This window comes from Streptomyces ferrugineus, assembly GCF_015160855.1.
Taxonomy (GTDB): domain Bacteria; phylum Actinomycetota; class Actinomycetes; order Streptomycetales; family Streptomycetaceae; genus Streptomyces; species Streptomyces ferrugineus.
The window spans coordinates 9,207,286-9,224,555 of sequence record NZ_CP063373.1 but is presented as its reverse complement, the minus strand read 5'-3'; the positions used below and the strand labels follow the sequence as shown (position 1 = coordinate 9,224,555).

Annotated in this window: 16 protein-coding genes and 1 tRNA gene; 14 read left to right on the top strand and 3 right to left on the bottom strand. The window is 68.9% G+C overall.

The annotated features are described in order from the left end of the window. Positions 1-88 precede the first annotated feature (88 nt). From IM697_RS40890 to IM697_RS40880, 3 genes are all read left to right on the top strand, one after another. Positions 89-1,549 carry an MFS transporter gene (locus IM697_RS40890; RefSeq protein ID WP_194042040.1) on the top strand — a complete coding sequence of 487 codons (1,461 nt, stop codon included), beginning with the start codon at positions 89-91 and terminating at the stop codon, positions 1,547-1,549. A gap of 130 nt (positions 1,550-1,679) precedes the next feature. Next, the gene (locus IM697_RS40885; protein WP_194042038.1) at positions 1,680-2,060 is read left to right on the top strand and encodes a DUF3291 domain-containing protein; all 381 of its coding nucleotides are present in this window, start codon (positions 1,680-1,682) and stop codon (positions 2,058-2,060) included. 86 nt (positions 2,061-2,146) lie between these two features. Beyond that, positions 2,147-3,202 (top strand): UDP-N-acetylmuramate dehydrogenase, encoded by a 1,056-nt coding sequence (locus IM697_RS40880; RefSeq protein WP_194042036.1) that lies wholly within the window; start codon positions 2,147-2,149, stop codon positions 3,200-3,202. A gap of 22 nt (positions 3,203-3,224) precedes the next feature. On the opposite strand, the gene IM697_RS40875 is transcribed toward IM697_RS40880, so the two are convergent. Beyond that, the gene (locus tag IM697_RS40875; protein ID WP_194042034.1) at positions 3,225-3,860 is read right to left on the bottom strand and encodes an NAD(P)-dependent oxidoreductase; all 636 of its coding nucleotides are present in this window, start codon (positions 3,858-3,860) and stop codon (positions 3,225-3,227) included. A gap of 118 nt (positions 3,861-3,978) precedes the next feature. Here IM697_RS40875 and IM697_RS40870 point away from each other — a divergent pair, with 118 nt between their 5' ends. Then, complete coding sequence (locus IM697_RS40870) at positions 3,979-4,575, top strand: TetR/AcrR family transcriptional regulator (protein ID WP_194042032.1); 597 nt, start codon at positions 3,979-3,981, stop codon at positions 4,573-4,575. Positions 4,576-4,588: 13 nt separating this feature from the next. On the opposite strand, the gene IM697_RS40865 is transcribed toward IM697_RS40870, so the two are convergent. Both IM697_RS40865 and IM697_RS40860 read right to left on the bottom strand, forming a co-directional pair. After that, positions 4,589-5,617: an adenosine deaminase gene (locus IM697_RS40865; RefSeq protein ID WP_194042030.1), complete on the bottom strand. Its 1,029-nt coding sequence runs from the start codon at positions 5,615-5,617 to the stop codon at positions 4,589-4,591. Positions 5,618-5,753: 136 nt separating this feature from the next. Further along, entirely contained in the window at positions 5,754-6,980 is a 1,227-nt protein-coding gene (locus IM697_RS40860) for a pyridoxal phosphate-dependent aminotransferase (RefSeq protein ID WP_194042028.1), read from the bottom strand. A gap of 284 nt (positions 6,981-7,264) precedes the next feature. Between IM697_RS40860 and IM697_RS40855 the strand changes: the two genes are divergently transcribed. The 10 genes from IM697_RS40855 to rpoB all read left to right on the top strand — a co-directional run bounded on the left by IM697_RS40855 (position 7,265) and on the right by rpoB (position 17,262). Beyond that, positions 7,265-7,337: transfer RNA gene (locus IM697_RS40855), tRNA-Trp, on the top strand. Between the two features lie 109 nt (positions 7,338-7,446). Further along, the gene (gene secE, locus IM697_RS40850; RefSeq protein WP_062706824.1) at positions 7,447-7,734 is read left to right on the top strand and encodes a preprotein translocase subunit SecE; all 288 of its coding nucleotides are present in this window, start codon (positions 7,447-7,449) and stop codon (positions 7,732-7,734) included. Positions 7,735-7,815: 81 nt separating this feature from the next. After that, positions 7,816-8,667 (top strand): transcription termination/antitermination protein NusG, encoded by an 852-nt coding sequence (gene nusG / locus IM697_RS40845; protein WP_194042026.1) that lies wholly within the window; start codon positions 7,816-7,818, stop codon positions 8,665-8,667. Between the two features lie 285 nt (positions 8,668-8,952). After that, positions 8,953-9,480, top strand: a complete 528-nt coding sequence (locus IM697_RS40840; RefSeq protein ID WP_194042024.1) for a hypothetical protein — start codon at positions 8,953-8,955, stop codon at positions 9,478-9,480. 226 nt (positions 9,481-9,706) lie between these two features. Beyond that, positions 9,707-10,141: a 50S ribosomal protein L11 gene (gene rplK, locus IM697_RS40835; RefSeq protein WP_028805116.1), complete on the top strand. Its 435-nt coding sequence runs from the start codon at positions 9,707-9,709 to the stop codon at positions 10,139-10,141. Between the two features lie 78 nt (positions 10,142-10,219). Next, the gene (gene rplA, locus IM697_RS40830) at positions 10,220-10,945 is read left to right on the top strand and encodes a 50S ribosomal protein L1 (RefSeq protein WP_194042022.1); all 726 of its coding nucleotides are present in this window, start codon (positions 10,220-10,222) and stop codon (positions 10,943-10,945) included. A gap of 130 nt (positions 10,946-11,075) precedes the next feature. Then, the gene (locus IM697_RS40825; RefSeq protein ID WP_194042020.1) at positions 11,076-11,888 is read left to right on the top strand and encodes an SCO4651 family lipoprotein; all 813 of its coding nucleotides are present in this window, start codon (positions 11,076-11,078) and stop codon (positions 11,886-11,888) included. Positions 11,889-12,167: 279 nt separating this feature from the next. Continuing rightward, positions 12,168-12,698: a 50S ribosomal protein L10 gene (rplJ, locus tag IM697_RS40820; protein ID WP_194042017.1), complete on the top strand. Its 531-nt coding sequence runs from the start codon at positions 12,168-12,170 to the stop codon at positions 12,696-12,698. Between the two features lie 152 nt (positions 12,699-12,850). Further along, complete coding sequence (gene rplL / locus IM697_RS40815) at positions 12,851-13,192, top strand: 50S ribosomal protein L7/L12 (protein WP_265582759.1); 342 nt, start codon at positions 12,851-12,853, stop codon at positions 13,190-13,192. 584 nt (positions 13,193-13,776) lie between these two features. After that, complete coding sequence (gene rpoB, locus IM697_RS40810) at positions 13,777-17,262, top strand: DNA-directed RNA polymerase subunit beta (protein WP_194042015.1); 3,486 nt, start codon at positions 13,777-13,779, stop codon at positions 17,260-17,262. Positions 17,263-17,270 lie beyond the last annotated feature (8 nt).

The window sequence follows — 17,270 nt, the reverse complement described above, 5'->3', positions numbered from 1 at the left end:
TCACCCTGCCTTTTCATGACCGTGAAAGTTAGTGATCAATAACTATCCAGCAAGCCGTAGAGCGGAACGCATCACCCCAGGGGGAGCGATGTCACACCAGACCGATCACACCGTGCGGGCGGGGCGTCCGGGCGGGGCCGTATGGGCCCTCGTCGTCACCAGCGTCGCCGGCTTCATGGCCGCGCTCGACAACCTCGTCGTCACCACCGCACTGCCCTCGATCCGCGAGGACCTGGGCGGAGCGCTGCACGACCTGGAGTGGACGGTGAGTGCGTACACACTCACCTTCGCCGTCCTGTTGATGCTCGGCGCGGCGCTCGGTGACCGCTTCGGTCGTCGTCGGCTCTTCCTCGTCGGCATCACGATCTTCACCGGCGCGTCCGCCGCCGCGGCCCTCGCACCCGGCATCGACTCCCTGATCGCCGCCCGCGCGGTCCAAGGCGCCGGCGCGGCGATCATGATGCCGCTGACGCTGACCTTGCTGACGGCGGCCGTGCCCGCGGACAGGCGCGGGATGGCGTACGGCATCTGGGGTGCCGTCAACGGGCTCGCCGTCGCGTCCGGGCCACTCGTCGGGGGCAGCCTCACCGAGCACATCTCCTGGCAGTGGATCTTCTGGTTGAACGTTCCGCTGGGCCTCGCCCTGCTGCCGCTCGCCCGTCTGCGTCTCGCCGAGTCCTACGGCACCGGTGCCCCGCTCGACATCCCCGGCACGCTGCTGGCCAGCGGCGGCCTCTTCGGGGTCGTGTACGGCCTGGTGCGCGGCCCGGCCGACGGCTGGACCGGGCGCCTGGTCCTGACCGGCCTGTTCGCGGGAGGCGCGCTGCTCGTCGGGTTCGTCCTCTACAGCACCCGCGCCAAGAACCCGATGCTGCCGATGCGGCTGTTCCGCTCCCGGGCCTTCTCCGGGATCAACGCCGCGAGCATGCTGATGTACCTCGGCATGTTCGGGTCGATCTTCCTGCTCAGCCAGTACATGCAGGGAGTGCTCGGCTACTCGCCGACCGAGGCGGGGCTGCGCATGCTGCCGTGGACCGGCATGCCGATGCTCGTCGCGCCGATCGCCGGCATCCTCTCCGACCGCATCGGCGGCCGCCCGGTCGTCGCCACCGGCCTGTTCCTCCAGGCCGCAGGGCTCGCCTACATGGCGTCCGTGGTCACCGTCGACGTCTCCTACGCCGCGCAGTTGCCCGGCCTGATCATCAGCGGCGTCGGCATGGCCCTGTTCTTCGCCCCGGCCTCCCACCTGGTCATGTCCAGCGTCCGCAGCTCGGAGCACGGCATCGCGTCGGGCTCCAACAACGCCCTGCGCGAGGTCGGTGGCGCGCTCGGCATCGCGATCATGGGGTCGATCTTCGCCGCCCAGGGTGGCTACGAGACGGGCCAGACCTTCGTCGACGGCCTGCGGCCCGCCCTGGTCACCGGCGCCGCAGTGGTGGCCGTCGCCGGTGTCGCGGCCTTGGTCGTCCCGAGTCGGCGGCGTGGCGGCGCGGCGGTGAGCCCGGCCGAGCCGGCGGCGGAGCGTGTGCTGGAGGCGGCGTCGCGCTGAGCGCGGCGGGCTGACCGGGCCTGATCCGCTCCGGCCGGGCCCGATCGAGCCCGCAGCCCCCGACCGAGCCTGCCGAACCGATTCACCCTCCCCCCACCGCACCACCCACCCCGGACCATGAGGAGCAGCCGTGCCCACACTTCCCTGGACCGTCCCGAACCCGGCACCACGCCACACCGAGGTGCACGTCTTCGCCTCCCGCTTCGAGACCCGCACCCTTTGGGGAGCGCTCCGCTTCCTCGCCCGTACGCCGGGCGTGTGGCGGCAGGTGAGCCGGGCGCCCGGGGCGTATGGGGCCTCTCTGAAGGCGCAGCCGTTCAAGCGGACCTTCTGGACGCTGTCCGCCTGGGAGTCACCCGCGGCGCTGAAGGACTTCGCCCGCTCCGGCACCCACGCCCCGGCCTCGCGGGGTCTGTCCGCCCAGATGCGCGACGCGAAGTTCGCCACCTGGCAGGTCTCCAGCGACGAGCTCCCGCTCGACTGGGCGGAGGTGTTCCGACGGCTGACCTGAACGGCACGCGCGCGTGGTGCGCGTCGCGGCCCCGGCGCCCCGCACGGGTGCCGGGGCTGTCGGTGCCGTCTCGTAGTCTTGGGCGCGTGCAGGAACTCCACGACGCCCCCCTCGCCCCCTTCACCACCTTCCGGCTGGGCGGCCCCGCCACCCGCCTGGTCACGGCCACCACCGACGCCGAGGTGATCGACGTCGTGCGCCAGGCCGATGCCGACGGGACCCCGCTGCTGCTCATCGGCGGCGGGTCGAACCTGGTCATCGGCGACAAGGGCTTCGCGGGCACCGCACTCGTCATCGCCACCAAGGGCTTCGAGCTGGACGGCACCACGCTCGAACTGGCCGCCGGCGAGGTGTGGACCGACGCCGTCGCCCGCACCGTCGAGGCCGGGCTCGCCGGGATCGAGTGCCTCGCCGGAATCCCCGGCTCCGCGGGCGCCACACCGATTCAGAACGTGGGCGCCTACGGCCAGGAGGTCTCCTCGACGATCACCGAGGTGATCGCCTACGACCGCCGGGCCGGCGAGACCGTCGTCGTCGCGAACTCCGACTGCGCCTTCTCCTACCGCCACAGCCGCTTCAAGGCCGACCCCGAGCGTTATGTCGTCCTGCGCGTCCGCTTCCGGCTGGAGGACGCGGGCGGGCTCTCGGCTCCCGTCAAGTACGCCGAGACCGCCCGCGCCCTCGGCGTCGAGGTCGGCGACCGCGTGCCCCTGGCCGCCGCTCGCGAGACCGTGCTGAAGCTGCGTACCGGGAAGGGCATGGTCCTGGACCCAGAGGACCACGACACCTGGTCGGCGGGATCCTTCTTCACCAACCCGATCCTCACCGACGAGCAGTTCGCGGTCTTCCACGCGCGCGTGCGTGAGCGGCTCGGCGACGGCGTGGAGCCGCCCGCCTACCCGGCGGGGGAGGGGCACACCAAGACCTCCGCGGCCTGGCTCATCGACAAGGCCGGCTTCACCAAGGGCTATGGCACCGGCCCCGCCCGCATCTCCACCAAGCACACCCTCGCGCTCACCAACCGCGGCGAAGCGACCACCGAGGACCTCCTCGCGCTCGCCCGCGAGGTCGTGGCCGGCGTGCGCGAGGCCTTCGGCATCACGCTGGTCAACGAGCCGGTGACGGTCGGAGTCAGCCTCTAGGCCAGGCCGGCGGCCGGGGCACTCAGTAGGCCACGCCCACCCCCTGCCGCAGCGTCGCCGGGTCGTCGACCATCGCCAGCATCGCGTGCGCCACATCCGCCCGCCCGATGAAGCGCCCCTTGGGCGGAAACCCGCCCACGGCCGTGCGGTAGCCGCCGGTGAGCGGCTTGTCCCGCAGACGCGGGGGCCGTACGACCGTCCAGTCCACGCCGCTGCGGGCCGCCACCTCGGCCTCCATCTCCCGCAGGTCGGTGTAGACGTCCTTGAGGACCGCCGAGACGACGCCGCGCATGGCACGGTCCAGGAAGCCGTCCTCCTCCGGCTCGGGCCCGACCGGCGCCGCGCTCACCAGCAGCAGCCGCCGCACCTTCTCGGCCTCCAGAGCCGCCAGCACCGTACGGGTCAGCCGTACTGCGACACCCGCGTCCGAGCGCCCGCGCGCACCGAGGCCGGACAGCACCGCGTCCCGTCCGGAGACGGCGGGCCGCAGCGCGGCGGGATCGGTGAGATCGGCGCGGAACACCTCCAGCCGCTCACCCGTGAGGGGGAGGCGCGCGGGGTCCCGTACGACGGCCGTGACCTCGTGGCCGGCGTCCAGGGCCTGGCGGACGATCTCCTTGCCGATGCCTCCGGTGGCGCCGAAAACGGTGAGTTTCATGAGGGCTCCCGTCCGCATGAGAGATGAGTGGGCGCGGGTGGGTGAGTATTCACTCACCTACCGTCTCCTCTAGGGTGGGTAAGCACTCACCCACCCGTCAAGGGCGATTGGACACGGCATGGAGACCAAACCGACCCGGGCTCGACTCCTCGACGCCGCACACGAGTTGATGCTCACGGTCGGGCTGGCGCGGGCCACCACGAAGGAGATCGCGCGGGCGGCCGGGTGCTCCGAGGCGGCGCTGTACAAGTACTTCGACAGCAAGGAGGAGCTCTTCATCCAGGTGCTCACCGAGCGACTGCCCCCGCTCCGCCCGCTGCTCAGCGGCCTCACCGCCGAGCCCGGCAGACAGCCCCTGGAGGCCAACCTCACCGAGATCGCCCGCCAGGCGGCGCTGTTCTACGAGCAGAGCTTCCCGATCGCCGCGTCGCTGTACGCGCAGACCGAGCTCAAGCGGCGGCACGACGACGCCGTACGGCAGATGGGGGCGGGCCCGCACATGCCCATCCAGGAGCTCGACACCTATCTGCGGGCCGAGCAGGAGATGGGCCGGGTCCGCACGGACGCGGACACCTTCGCGGCGGCGTCGCTGCTGATGGGGGCCTGTGCGCAGCGGGCGTTCGCCTATGACGCCACCAAGGAGGCGGTACGGCCGCCGGTGGACGAGTTCGCCGCCCGGCTGGCCCGCACGCTGCTCGCCGGCATCGCCGACTGACGTCGGCCGGTGGCTAGGCGAGCCAGTCGTCCACCCCCGCCAGCAGCTTGCCCTTCATCTCCTCCGGCGCCGCCGACGCACGCACCGACTGGCGGGCCAGCTCCGCCAACTCCTCGTCCGTGAAGGCGTGGTGGTGCCGCGCGATGTCGTACTGGGCGGCGAGGCGGGAGCCGAAGAGCAGGGGGTCGTCGGCGCCGAGGGCCATCGGGACGCCCGCCTCGTACAGCGTGCGCAGCGGGACGTCCTCGGGCTTCTCGTAGACGCCGAGGGCGACGTTCGACGCGGGGCACACCTCGCAGGTCACGCCCCTGTCGGCGAGGCGCTTGAGCAGCCGCGGGTCCTCCGCCGCCCGCACCCCGTGCCCGATCCGGTGCGCGTCCAGGTCGTCCAGGCAGTCCCGGACCGAGGAGGGGCCGGTCAGCTCGCCGCCGTGCGGGGCCGACAGCAGGCCGCCCTCGCGGGCGATGTGGAAGGCGCGGTCGAAGTCCCGCGCCATGCCCCGGCGTTCGTCGTTCGACAGCCCGAAGCCGACCACGCCCCGGTCGGCGTACCGCACCGCGAGCCGCGCCAGCGTGCGGGCGTCCAGGGGGTGCTTCATCCGGTTCGCGGCGACCAGGACGCGCATCCCGAGCCCCGTGTCCCGCGACGCCGTCTCCACCGCGTCCAGGATGATCTCCAGCGCCGGGATCAGCCCGCCCAGCCGGGGCGCGTACGACGTCGGGTCGACCTGGATCTCCAGCCAGCCGGAGCCGTCCCTCAGATCCTCCTGCGCGGCCTCCCTGACCAGCCGCTGGATGTCCTCCGGCCGCCGCAGGCACGAGCGCGCCGCGTCGTACAGGCGCTGGAAGCGGAACCAGCCGCGCTCGTCCGTCGCCCGCAGTCTCGGCGGCTCCCCACTGGTCAGCGCGTCCGTCAGCGCCTCGGGCAGCCGCACCCCGTGGGTGTCGGCCAGTTCCAGCAGGGTCGTCGGCCGCATCGAGCCGGTGAAGTGCAGGTGCAGATGGGCTTTCGGCAGTTCAGAGACATCACGTACACGCTCCATTCCAGGATCCTGCCGCACGCCCCGCCCGTCCCGGTAGCGCTTTCCCCGAACGTGGTCTTGCTCGCACGCGCACACGACAAAGCGGGCCGCTCCCCGAGGGGAGCGGCCCGCCAACCTACTCACGTGAGTGGCTAGGTCAGTCCCTGGCCTCCGCCAGCAGCTTCTGGATCCGGCTCACGCCCTCGACGAGATCCTCGTCACCCAGCGCGTACGACAGCCGCAGATAGCCCGGCGTGCCGAAGGCCTCGCCCGGGACGACCGCGACCTCGGCCTCCTCCAGGATCAGCTCGGCCAGCTCGACGCTGCTCTGCGGGCGCTTGCCGCGGATCTCCTTGCCGAGCAGGGCATTCACCGACGGGTACGCGTAGAAGGCGCCCTCGGGCTCCGGGCAGACCACGCCGTCGATCTCGTTGAGCATCCGCACGATCGTCCTGCGGCGGCGGTCGAAGGCCTCGCGCATCCTCGCGACGGCGTCCAGGTCACCGGAGACGGCGGCGATGGCGGCCGCCTGCGCCACGTTCGAGACGTTCGACGTCGCGTGGGACTGGAGGTTGGTCGCGGCCTTCACCACGTCCTTCGGGCCGATGATCCAGCCGACCCGCCAGCCCGTCATGGCGTACGTCTTGGCGACACCGTTGACCACGACGCACTTGTCGCGCAGCTCGGGGAACAGCGCCGGCAGGGAGACCGAGGCGGCCTCGCCATACACCAGGTGCTCGTAGATCTCGTCCGTCATCACCCACAGGCCGTGCTCGACGGCCCAGCGGCCGATCGCCTCGGTCTCGGTCTCGGTGTAGACGGCGCCCGTCGGGTTGGACGGCGACACGAAGAGGACGACCTTCGTCTTCTCCGTGCGGGCCGCCTCGAGCTGCTCCACCGAGACGCGGTAGCCGGTCGTCTCGTCGGCGACGACCTCGACCGGGACACCGCCCGCCAGACGGATCGACTCCGGGTACGTCGTCCAGTACGGCGCCGGGACGATGACCTCGTCGCCCGGGTCGAGGATCGCGGCGAAGGCCTCGTAGATGGCCTGCTTGCCGCCGTTGGTGACGAGGATCTGCGAGACGTCGGGCTCGTAGCCGGAGTCGCGCAGCGTCTTCGTGGCGATGGCGGCCTTCAGCTCCGGCAGCCCGCCGGCCGGGGTGTAGCGGTGGTACTTCGGGTTCTTGCACGCCTCGATGGCGGCCTCGACGATGTAGTCCGGGGTCGGGAAGTCGGGCTCACCGGCGCCGAAGCCGATCACCGGACGCCCGGCGGCCTTGAGAGCCTTGGCCTTGGCGTCCACGGCGAGGGTGGCGGACTCGGAGATCGCGCCGACTCGGGCGGAGACCCGGCGCTCGGTGGGTGGGGTTGCAGCGCTCATGGGGCCCATCGTTTCAGACCGGAAACGCGGGCGGCACGCGGGTTTCACGGACTGAACATCGGTTGAACATCCGTCCGGATCGGGCCCGCGGCCTGCACGATCTTGTGCCGTCGCACCGCCGGTCCCCTGACGATCTTTCGGGTATCAAGCCCCCATCGGCCACTTTCTGTTCGACGGCGCGCCCAGGACCACGTACACTCTCACCTCGTTGGCCTTCAGCATGCTGCGGTCGCACGGTGCACAGCGAGCACTCGTCCGGATGCGGTACGTTGGGGGACACACAAAGGGTCGTAGCTCAATTGGTAGAGCACTGGTCTCCAAAACCAGCGGTTGGGGGTTCAAGTCCCTCCGGCCCTGCTACACACACCTTCGCCAGGATGTGTGCGCATGTACGTACAGCTATTGCACCGCCGTGCGGCTCAGACCGGGCGCGGCACGGCCACGACCCGGAATCAGGTGAGGACGAGTGACGGACGCCGTGGGCTCCATCGACATGCCTGATGCCCAGGACGAGGCGCCGGAGTCCAAGAAGAAGACCCGAAAGGGTGGCAAGCGCGCCAAGAAGGGCCCGCTGAAGCGACTCGCGCTCTTCTATCGCCAGATCGTCGCGGAACTCCGCAAGGTCGTCTGGCCGACGCGCAACCAGCTGACGACGTACACCACTGTGGTGATCATCTTCGTCGTCATCATGATCGGCCTGGTGACCGTGATTGACTATGGGCTCGACCACGCCGCCAAGTACGTCTTCGGCTGAGCCAAGAGCGAAGGGCGCCGCGGTTACCGGCGCCCCTTTTCGCATGTTCCACCCCTATGTATCCAGGAAGAAGCAGCCACCGTGTCTGACCAGAACCTGAACGACGCCATCGAGCAGCTCGGACAGGACGCCGAGTCCATGGAAGACGAGCTCGACATCGTCGAGGGCGCGGACGAGGACCAGGACGAGGTCGAGGCTGCCGACGCCGAGGCGGGCGAGTCGGCCGAGGAGGCCGCGCTGCACGTCGAGGGCGAGGAAGAGGCCCTCGAGGAAGAGGCCTCCGAGGAAGAGGCCCCCGAGGAGGAGGCCGAGCCCGTCGACCCGGTCGCCGCCCTGCGCGAGGAGCTGCGCACGCTGCCCGGCGAGTGGTACGTCATCCACACCTACGCCGGTTACGAGAACCGCGTGAAGACCAACCTGGAGCAGCGCGCCGTCTCGCTGAACGTCGAGGACTACATCTTCCAGGCCGAGGTGCCGCAGGAAGAGGTCGTCCAGATCAAGAACGGCGACCGCAAGACGATCAAGCAGAACAAGCTGCCGGGTTACGTCCTGGTCCGCATGGACCTGACCAACGAGTCCTGGGGCGTCGTCCGCAACACCCCCGGTGTCACCGGCTTCGTGGGCAACGCCTACGACCCCTACCCGCTGACCCTGGACGAGATCGTCAAGATGCTCGCCCCGGAGGCCGAGGAGAAGGCCGCCCGCGAGGCCGCCGAGGCCGAGGGCAAGCCGGCTCCGGCCCGCAAGGTCGAGGTCCAGGTGCTGGACTTCGAGGTCGGCGACTCGGTCACCGTCACCGACGGCCCGTTCGCCACGCTCCAGGCCACCATCAACGAGATCAACGCCGACTCCAAGAAGGTCAAGGGCCTGGTGGAGATCTTCGGCCGCGAGACCCCGGTCGAGCTGTCCTTCGACCAGATCCAGAAGAACTAAGCGCTGCAGCAGCCTTCGCAAAGGGCCTTCCACCGGCGGTTTCCGCTGGTCGAAGGCCCTTTCGCCGTGTGTGGCGCCGCGCGTGCGCGAACGGGTCCCCGATAAATGTGTGCTGCACCACAACCATCCGGCGCATCCGCTGGTCTGACTTGATGACCGAAACGCGCGGACAGCGTTCTTCATGGTGTTCTCCAGCTCTTTGTGGCGCTTTGCCCTGAGCTGTGTGCTGCCCGCGTCAGCCTTCGACACCCGCGAGTCACACACAAGAAGTGGGGGAACTTCCTCATGCGTGCTCGATCCATCCTGGTCACAGCGGCGGCATCCGCCTGCGTCCTGCTGCCGGCGACCTCCGCGTTCGCCGGCACCGGCCCGGCCCCGTCGCCCGGCAAGCAGAACACGACCGCCCGCTCGACCGCCCCGTCCGAGGCCGGCAACCCGCTGAGCACCAAGGCACGGGCGGCCGGCGTCTGCTCGGACGCCTACCAGATCGGCGCCACCGCCTACATCAACCGGGGCGGTGCGCACGTGGCCTCGGTGAAGCAGTTCTACTCGCCCAGGTGCCAGGCCAACTACGGCTACCTCTGGGTCTGGCAGAGCTTCCGCGACAAGGTCAAGGACTACGACGTCAGCACCGGTGTCTACAGCTACGCCCGTGACGAGGTCGTGGGCCAGGACTGGTGGAACGCCACCAACAGCCAGGAGTTCTGGTCCTTCCCCGCCGACACGGTCAAGGAGTGCACCTCGGCCATCGGCACGCTGCGTGCCCCCGGCGACCCGGTGCCGGGCCAGGCCACCACGGCCAAGCGCTGCTGACCTCGCCCCACCCCCTCCGAGCCCCGGCCGACGCGCGACGGCCGGGGCCGGCCCCTGTCCGGGCGGTGGCCGGCCGGGCGCCTGAGCTGCCGGTTTTGGCCCTGACGCGTTACCCGTTATCGTTGTGCGGTATGCCTCCATCCGGATGATCCGGAAGCTCACCGTTCCAGGTGGCCAGCGGTACGGATGGCGGCGGAACACCTCTCACTAAGGACCCGGAGAGAGCATGCCTCCCAAGAAGAAGAAGGTCACGGGGCTCATCAAGCTCCAGATCCAGGCCGGTGCCGCCAACCCGGCTCCGCCGGTCGGCCCCGCGCTGGGTCAGCACGGCGTCAACATCATGGAGTTCTGCAAGGCCTACAACGCCGCGACCGAGTCGCAGCGCGGTTGGGTCATCCCGGTGGAGATCACGGTCTACGAGGACCGTTCCTTCACCTTCATCACCAAGACGCCGCCGGCCGCCAAGATGATCCTCAAGGCCGCGGGCGTGGAGAAGGGCTCCGGCGAGCCGCACAAGACCAAGGTCGCCAAGATCACCGAGGCGCAGGTCCGCGAGATCGCCACCACCAAGATGCCCGACCTCAACGCCAACGACCTGGACGCCGCCGCGAAGATCATCGCCGGCACCGCCCGTTCCATGGGCATCACGGTCGAGGGCTGACCTCAACCCCCGAGCAGAAGTGAGTGGCGGGGCCTGCTCGGCCCGGACCACAACTCCTAAGACACCACAGGAGCAGTAGTGAGCAAGCGCAGCAAGTCTCTCCGCGCTGCGGACGCCAAGGTCGACCGGGACAAGCTCTACGCCCCGCTCGAGGCCGTCCGTCTCGCCAAGGAGACGTCCACGACCAAGTTCGACGGCACCGTCGAGGTCGCCTTCCGTCTGGGTGTCGACCCGCGTAAGGCCGACCAGATGGTCCGTGGCACCGTGAACCTTCCGCACGGCACCGGTAAGACCGCCCGGGTCCTGGTCTTCGCGACCGGTGACCGTGCCGAGGCCGCGCGTGCCGCGGGCGCCGACATCGTCGGCGCCGACGAGCTGATCGACGAGGTCTCGAAGGGCCGCCTGGACTTCGACGCCGTCGTCGCCACCCCGGACCTCATGGGCAAGGTCGGCCGCCTCGGCCGTGTCCTCGGCCCGCGTGGTCTGATGCCGAACCCGAAGACCGGCACCGTGACCCCGGACGTGGCCAAGGCCGTGACCGAGATCAAGGGCGGCAAGATCGAGTTCCGCGTCGACAAGCACTCGAACCTGCACTTCATCATCGGCAAGGCGTCCTTCGACGACACCAAGCTGGTGGAGAACTACGGCGCCGCGCTGGAGGAGATCCTCCGTCTGAAGCCGTCCGCCGCCAAGGGTCGCTACATCAAGAAGGCCGCCATCACCACCACGATGGGCCCCGGCATCCCGGTCGACCCGAACCGCACCCGCAACCTCCTCGTCGAGGAGGACCCGGCCGCGGTCTGAGCCCACGGCTCACCAGGCTCGACGACGGGCCCCGCACCCCTTCCCGGGTGCGGGGCCCGTCCCCTTCTCTCCTCCGTTTGTCGGTCCCCTGGGTTAGCGTGCATTCACGGGATTCGCACAGGGGGGACGAATGACGAGCACGAGGGCGCGCCGGTCGGCGTTCTGGATCGCGCTGCTGACCGCGCTGACGGCCCTGGCCGCCTGCACCTCCTCCGACCGCCCCGACGAGGAGGACCGCCCTACGCCCTCCCGCGCCGTGACGGCCGCCCTGCGCACCGTGGAGCGCTCCACCGACCGGGCCGACTCCGCCCGGGTGAAGTCCACGACCACCGTCGGCTCCGCGCTGTCCATGAAGGCGCACGGCACCCTCGCCTGGGGCGACGGCCTCACCGGCACCCTGACGATCACCTACACGGGCGGCACCACGGCCGAGACGATGCGCCGGCTCGGCACCACGTCGATGGAGGCGCGCTACCTCCCCGACGCCTACTACGCCCGCATGGGCGAGGCCTTCGCCGAGAAGGCCGACGGCAAGCACTGGATCAAGTACGCCTACGACGACCTGAAGAACCTCGCCGGCAGCTCCGGAGCCGATCTCGCCGAGCAGATGCGCGGCAACGCCCCGCACACATCGGTGAAGCTGCTGCTGTCCTCCACGGACGTGCGCAAGGTCGGCGAGGAGACGGTGAGCGGCGTGCGCACCACGCGCTACTCCGGCACCGTGCGGGTGGAGGGCGCCACCACACAGACCGTCGACATATGGGTGGACGACCGGGACCTGCTGGTCAAGAAGGTCGAGAAGGGCCGTACGGCCACCGGAGCGCTGACCCAGACCGCGTACTACAGCGACTACGGCGTGCAGGCCGCGGTCCACAAGCCCCCGGAGGGGGACACGGCGGACCTCAAGGACCTGCTGAAGCGGGGGGCGCTCGACGGCACGTAGGGCCGATTTGCTTGACGGTGACAGCGTCCCGTACTCTCTACAGAAGCCAAAGACCGCTGGTCGTTGCCGTGCGCTCGAGAGAGGGTGCGGTGGCCGAAGGATCCGCTGACAACGCGGACGACCCGCGCAGGTAACAGTGGAAGAGCTCCCGGAGTGCGTACGTCCACGTACGCGCGACCGGTCGAGTCCGCCCCGAGCGCCTGCGCCGGGGCGTTTCGTTTTCCCCAGTCCTCCTTCGGGTCCGCGCGGTCCGAATCACCCGGAAGGAGGCCGAGGCTCATGGCGAGGCCTGACAAGGTCGATGCCGTTGAGGAGATGCGGGACAAGTTCCGCAACTCCAACGGCGCCGTCATCACCGCGTACACCGGTCTCACCGTGGCGCAGCTCCAGCAGCTGCGTCGTTCACTCGGTGAGAACGCTCATTACCGTGTGGCGAAGAACACCCTGACCAAGATTGCGGCCAACGAGGCCGGGATCACCGCGATCGACGATCTCTTCTCGGGTTCGTCGGCCGTCGCCTTCGTGACCGGTGACCCGGTCGAGGCGGCGAAGGGTCTTCGTGACTTCGCCAAGGACAACCCGAGTCTCGTCATCAAGGGCGGTGTCCTTGATGGCAAGGCGCTGTCCGCCGACGAGATCAAGAAGCTTGCGGACCTCGAGTCCCGCGAGGTTCTGCTCGCCAAGCTGGCGGGCGCCCTGAAGGGCAAGCAGACGCAGGCTGCTCAGGTCTTCCAGGCGCTCCCGTCGAAGCTCGTCCGCACCGTGGACGCGCTTCGCGCCAAGCAGGACGAGCAGGGCGGTGCCGAGTAATTCGGCTCGCACGATGACCGCCGCCTGAGGCGACGGTCGTAGCGGGCCGAACGTACGCCCGCCAGACATGTACATCCGGCACCTGCCGAATTAGTGGAAGGAAAGCCATCGTGGCTCTCACCCAGGACGAACTGCTCGCCGAGTTCGAGGGCATGACCCTCATCCAGCTCTCCGAGTTCGTGAAGGCGTTCGAGGAGAAGTTCGACGTCACCGCCGCCGCTGCCGCGGTCGCCGTCCCCGCTGCGGGCGTCCCGGGCGCCCCGGCCGAGGCCGCCGAGGAGAAGGACGAGTTCGACGTCATCCTCACCGGCGCCGGCGACAAGAAGATCCAGGTCATCAAGGTCGTGCGTGAGCTGACCTCGCTGGGTCTGAAGGAGGCCAAGGACCTCGTGGACGGCGCCCCGAAGCCCGTTCTCGAGAAGGTCGCCAAGGACGCCGCCGAGAAGGCCGCCGAGTCCCTCAAGGGCGCCGGCGCCTCCGTCGAGGTCAAGTAAGACCTTTCGCGGTCGGGTACGACCGTCGCGTGCTGAACGCAGCCCGCTGAGGCTGTAACGCAGTCGCACCGAGGAGCGATCATCCATTCGGGTGGTCGCTCTTCGGCGTTCCAGGGGGCGCGGCCACGGTTGCCTTGCGCCCGCTTCGGCGGGGGGTATGGTGATCTTCGTCGTGTCTCCGGGCCGTCCTGGGTTCGGGCATGGGGGCCTTGACGAACCGCACGCAGCGCGCAATTCTCAGGACGCGTCGTCACAAGGATCCGAATCCGAGGCATGGATCGGCGACGAAGAGGGCAGTATCAACGTGCATTGAGGGCAGCAGGCATGCCGAGGGCGTTGAGAACAACGAGGGTCGCGAAAAACCCGCACTGGACATCAGTGTGCCAAGTGGCTACACTGACCCTTTGCGCTGCCTGTTAGCTGTCCCCTGCCCGTCACCAGGGGCATGCCCTCGCTTGAGCATCGATGACCGGACCGTCCCTGACCTGGCCATACTGTGGTTGGAGAAGGAAACCCCTGTCTCTGTGCCCGGGTGAGGGGCCGGTACGCGCGTAGTGAGTCCGAGCCCTCGGAAGGACCCCCTCTTGGCCGCCTCGCGCAATGCCTCGACCGCGAATTTGAACAACGGCGCCAGCACCGCCCCGCTGCGCATCTCCTTTGCAAAGATCAAGGAGCCCCTCGAGGTTCCGAACCTGCTCGCGCTGCAGACCGAGAGCTTTGACTGGCTGCTCGGCAACACCGCCTGGCAGAGTCGGGTCGAGGAGGCTCTGGAGTCCGGTCAGGACGTCCCCACCAAGTCCGGCCTCGAGGAGATCTTCGAGGAGATCTCCCCGATCGAGGACTTCTCCGGGTCGATGTCGCTGACGTTCCGCGACCACCGCTTCGAGCCGCCGAAGAACTCGATCGACGAGTGCAAGGAGCGCGACTTCACCTACGCCGCCCCGCTCTTCGTGACGGCGGAGTTCACCAACAACGAGACCGGTGAGATCAAGTCCCAGACGGTCTTCATGGGCGACTTCCCGCTCATGACGAACAAGGGCACCTTCGTCATCAACGGCACCGAGCGTGTCGTCGTGTCGCAGCTGGTCCGTTCGCCGGGTGTCTACTTCGACTCCACCATCGACAAGACGTCCGACAAGGACATCTTCTCGGCCAAGATCATCCCGTCCCGGGGTGCCTGGCTGGAGATGGAGATCGACAAGCGCGACATGGTCGGTGTCCGCATCGACCGCAAGCGCAAGCAGTCCGTCACCGTCCTTCTGAAGGCGCTCGGCTGGACCACCGAGCAGATCCTCGAGGAGTTCGGCGACTACGAGTCGATGCGCGCCACCCTGGAGAAGGACCACACCCAGGGCCAGGACGACGCGCTGCTCGACATCTACCGCAAGCTGCGTCCGGGCGAGCCCCCCACGCGTGAGGCCGCGCAGACGCTTCTCGAGAACCTGTACTTCAACCCGAAGCGCTACGACCTCGCCAAGGTCGGCCGCTACAAGGTCAACAAGAAGCTGGGTGCGGACGCTCCGCTGGACGCGGGCATCCTGACCGTCGAGGACATCATCTCGTCGATCAAGTACCTGGTGAAGCTGCACGCGGGCGAGACCGAGACGGTCGGCGACAGCGGTCAGAGCATCGTCGTCGAGACCGACGACATCGACCACTTCGGCAACCGTCGTCTGCGCAGCGTCGGCGAGCTCATCCAGAACCAGGTCCGCACCGGTCTGGCTCGTATGGAGCGCGTCGTCCGTGAGCGCATGACGACCCAGGACGTCGAGGCGATCACGCCGCAGACCCTGATCAACATCCGGCCGGTCGTCGCCTCCATCAAGGAGTTCTTCGGCACCAGCCAGCTGTCCCAGTTCATGGACCAGAACAACCCGCTGTCCGGGCTGACGCACAAGCGTCGTCTGTCCGCGCTCGGCCCGGGTGGTCTGTCCCGTGAGCGGGCCGGCTTCGAGGTCCGTGACGTGCACCCGTCTCACTACGGCCGTATGTGCCCCATTGAGACGCCCGAAGGCCCGAACATCGGTCTGATCGGTTCGCTCGCCTCGTACGGCCGGGTCAACGCGTTCGGCTTCGTCGAGACCCCGTACCGCAAGGTGAACGACGGCCAGGTCACCGACGAGGTCGACTACCTGACCGCCGACGAAGAGGACCGCTTCGTCATCGCGCAGGCCAACGCGCCGCTGACGAGCGACCTCCGCTTCGAGGAGGCCCGCGTACTCGTCCGCCGGCGTGGCGGCGAGGTCGACTACGTCACCGGCGAGGACGTCGACTACATGGACGTCTCGCCGCGCCAGATGGTGTCGGTCGCGACCGCCATGATCCCGTTCCTCGAGCACGACGACGCCAACCGTGCCCTCATGGGCGCGAACATGATGCGCCAGGCCGTTCCGCTCATCAAGGCGGAGGCCCCGCTCGTCGGCACCGGCATGGAGTACCGCTCCGCCGTCGACGCCGGCGACGTCGTCAAGGCCGAGAAGGCCGGTGTGGTCCAGGAGGTCTCCGCGGACTACATCACCACCGCCAACGACGACGGCACGTACATCACGTACCGCCTGGCCAAGTTCGCCCGCTCCAACCAGGGCACCTCGGTCAACCAGAAGGTCATCGTCCACGAGGGCGACCGGATCATCGAGGGCCAGGTCCTGGCCGACGGTCCGGCCACCCAGAACGGCGAGATGGCGCTGGGCAAGAACCTGCTCGTGGCGTTCATGCCGTGGGAGGGTCACAACTACGAGGACGCGATCATCCTGTCGCAGCGCCTCGTGCAGGACGACGTCCTCTCCTCGATCCACATCGAGGAGCACGAGGTCGACGCCCGTGACACCAAGCTCGGCCCGGAGGAGATCACCCGGGACATCCCGAACGTCTCCGAGGAGGTCCTCGCCGACCTCGACGAGCGCGGCATCATCCGTATCGGTGCCGAGGTCATCGCCGGCGACATCCTCGTCGGCAAGGTGACCCCGAAGGGTGAGACCGAGCTGACCCCCGAGGAGCGCCTGCTGCGCGCGATCTTCGGTGAGAAGGCCCGTGAGGTCCGTGACACCTCGCTGAAGGTGCCGCACGGCGAGACCGGCAAGGTCATCGGCGTCCGCGTCTTCGACCGCGAGGAGGGCGACGAGCTTCCCCCCGGTGTGAACCAGCTGGTGCGCGTGTACGTGGCGCAGAAGCGCAAGATCACCGACGGTGACAAGCTCGCCGGCCGACACGGCAACAAGGGTGTCATCTCCAAGATCCTGCCGATCGAGGACATGCCGTTCCTGGAGGACGGCACCCCGGTCGACATCATCCTCAACCCGCTGGGTGTGCCGTCCCGAATGAACCCGGGACAGGTTCTGGAGATCCACCTCGGCTGGCTCGCCAGCCAGGGCTGGGACGTCTCCGGCCTCGCGGACGAGTGGGCGCAGCGCCTGCAGGCCATCGAGGCCGACCAGGTCGCCCCGCGCACCAACGTCGCCACCCCGGTCTTCGACGGTGCCCGCGAGGACGAGCTGGCGGGTCTGCTGGAGCACACCATCCCGAACCGCGACGGTGACCGCATGGTCCTCCCGTCCGGCAAGGCGCGGCTGTTCGACGGCCGTAGCGGTGAGCCGTTCCCGGACCCGATCTCGGTCGGCTACATGTACATCCTGAAGCTGCACCACCTGGTCGACGACAAGCTGCACGCCCGTTCGACCGGCCCGTACAGCATGATCACCCAGCAGCCGCTGGGTGGTAAGGCCCAGTTCGGTGGCCAGCGGTTCGGTGAGATGGAGGTGTGGGCCCTCGAGGCCTACGGCGCCGCGTACGCCCTCCAGGAGCTGCTGACCATCAAGTCCGACGACGTCACCGGCCGCGTGAAGGTCTACGAGGCCATCGTCAAGGGCGAGAACATCCCCGAGCCCGGCATCCCCGAGTCCTTCAAGGTGCTCATCAAGGAGATGCAGTCGCTCTGCCTGAACGTGGAGGTGCTGTCCAGCGACGGTATGTCCATCGAGATGCGTGACACCGACGAGGACGTCTTCCGCGCTGCGGAGGAGCTCGGCATCGACCTGTCCCGGCGCGAGCCGAGCAGCGTCGAAGAGGTCTGACGGGAGTC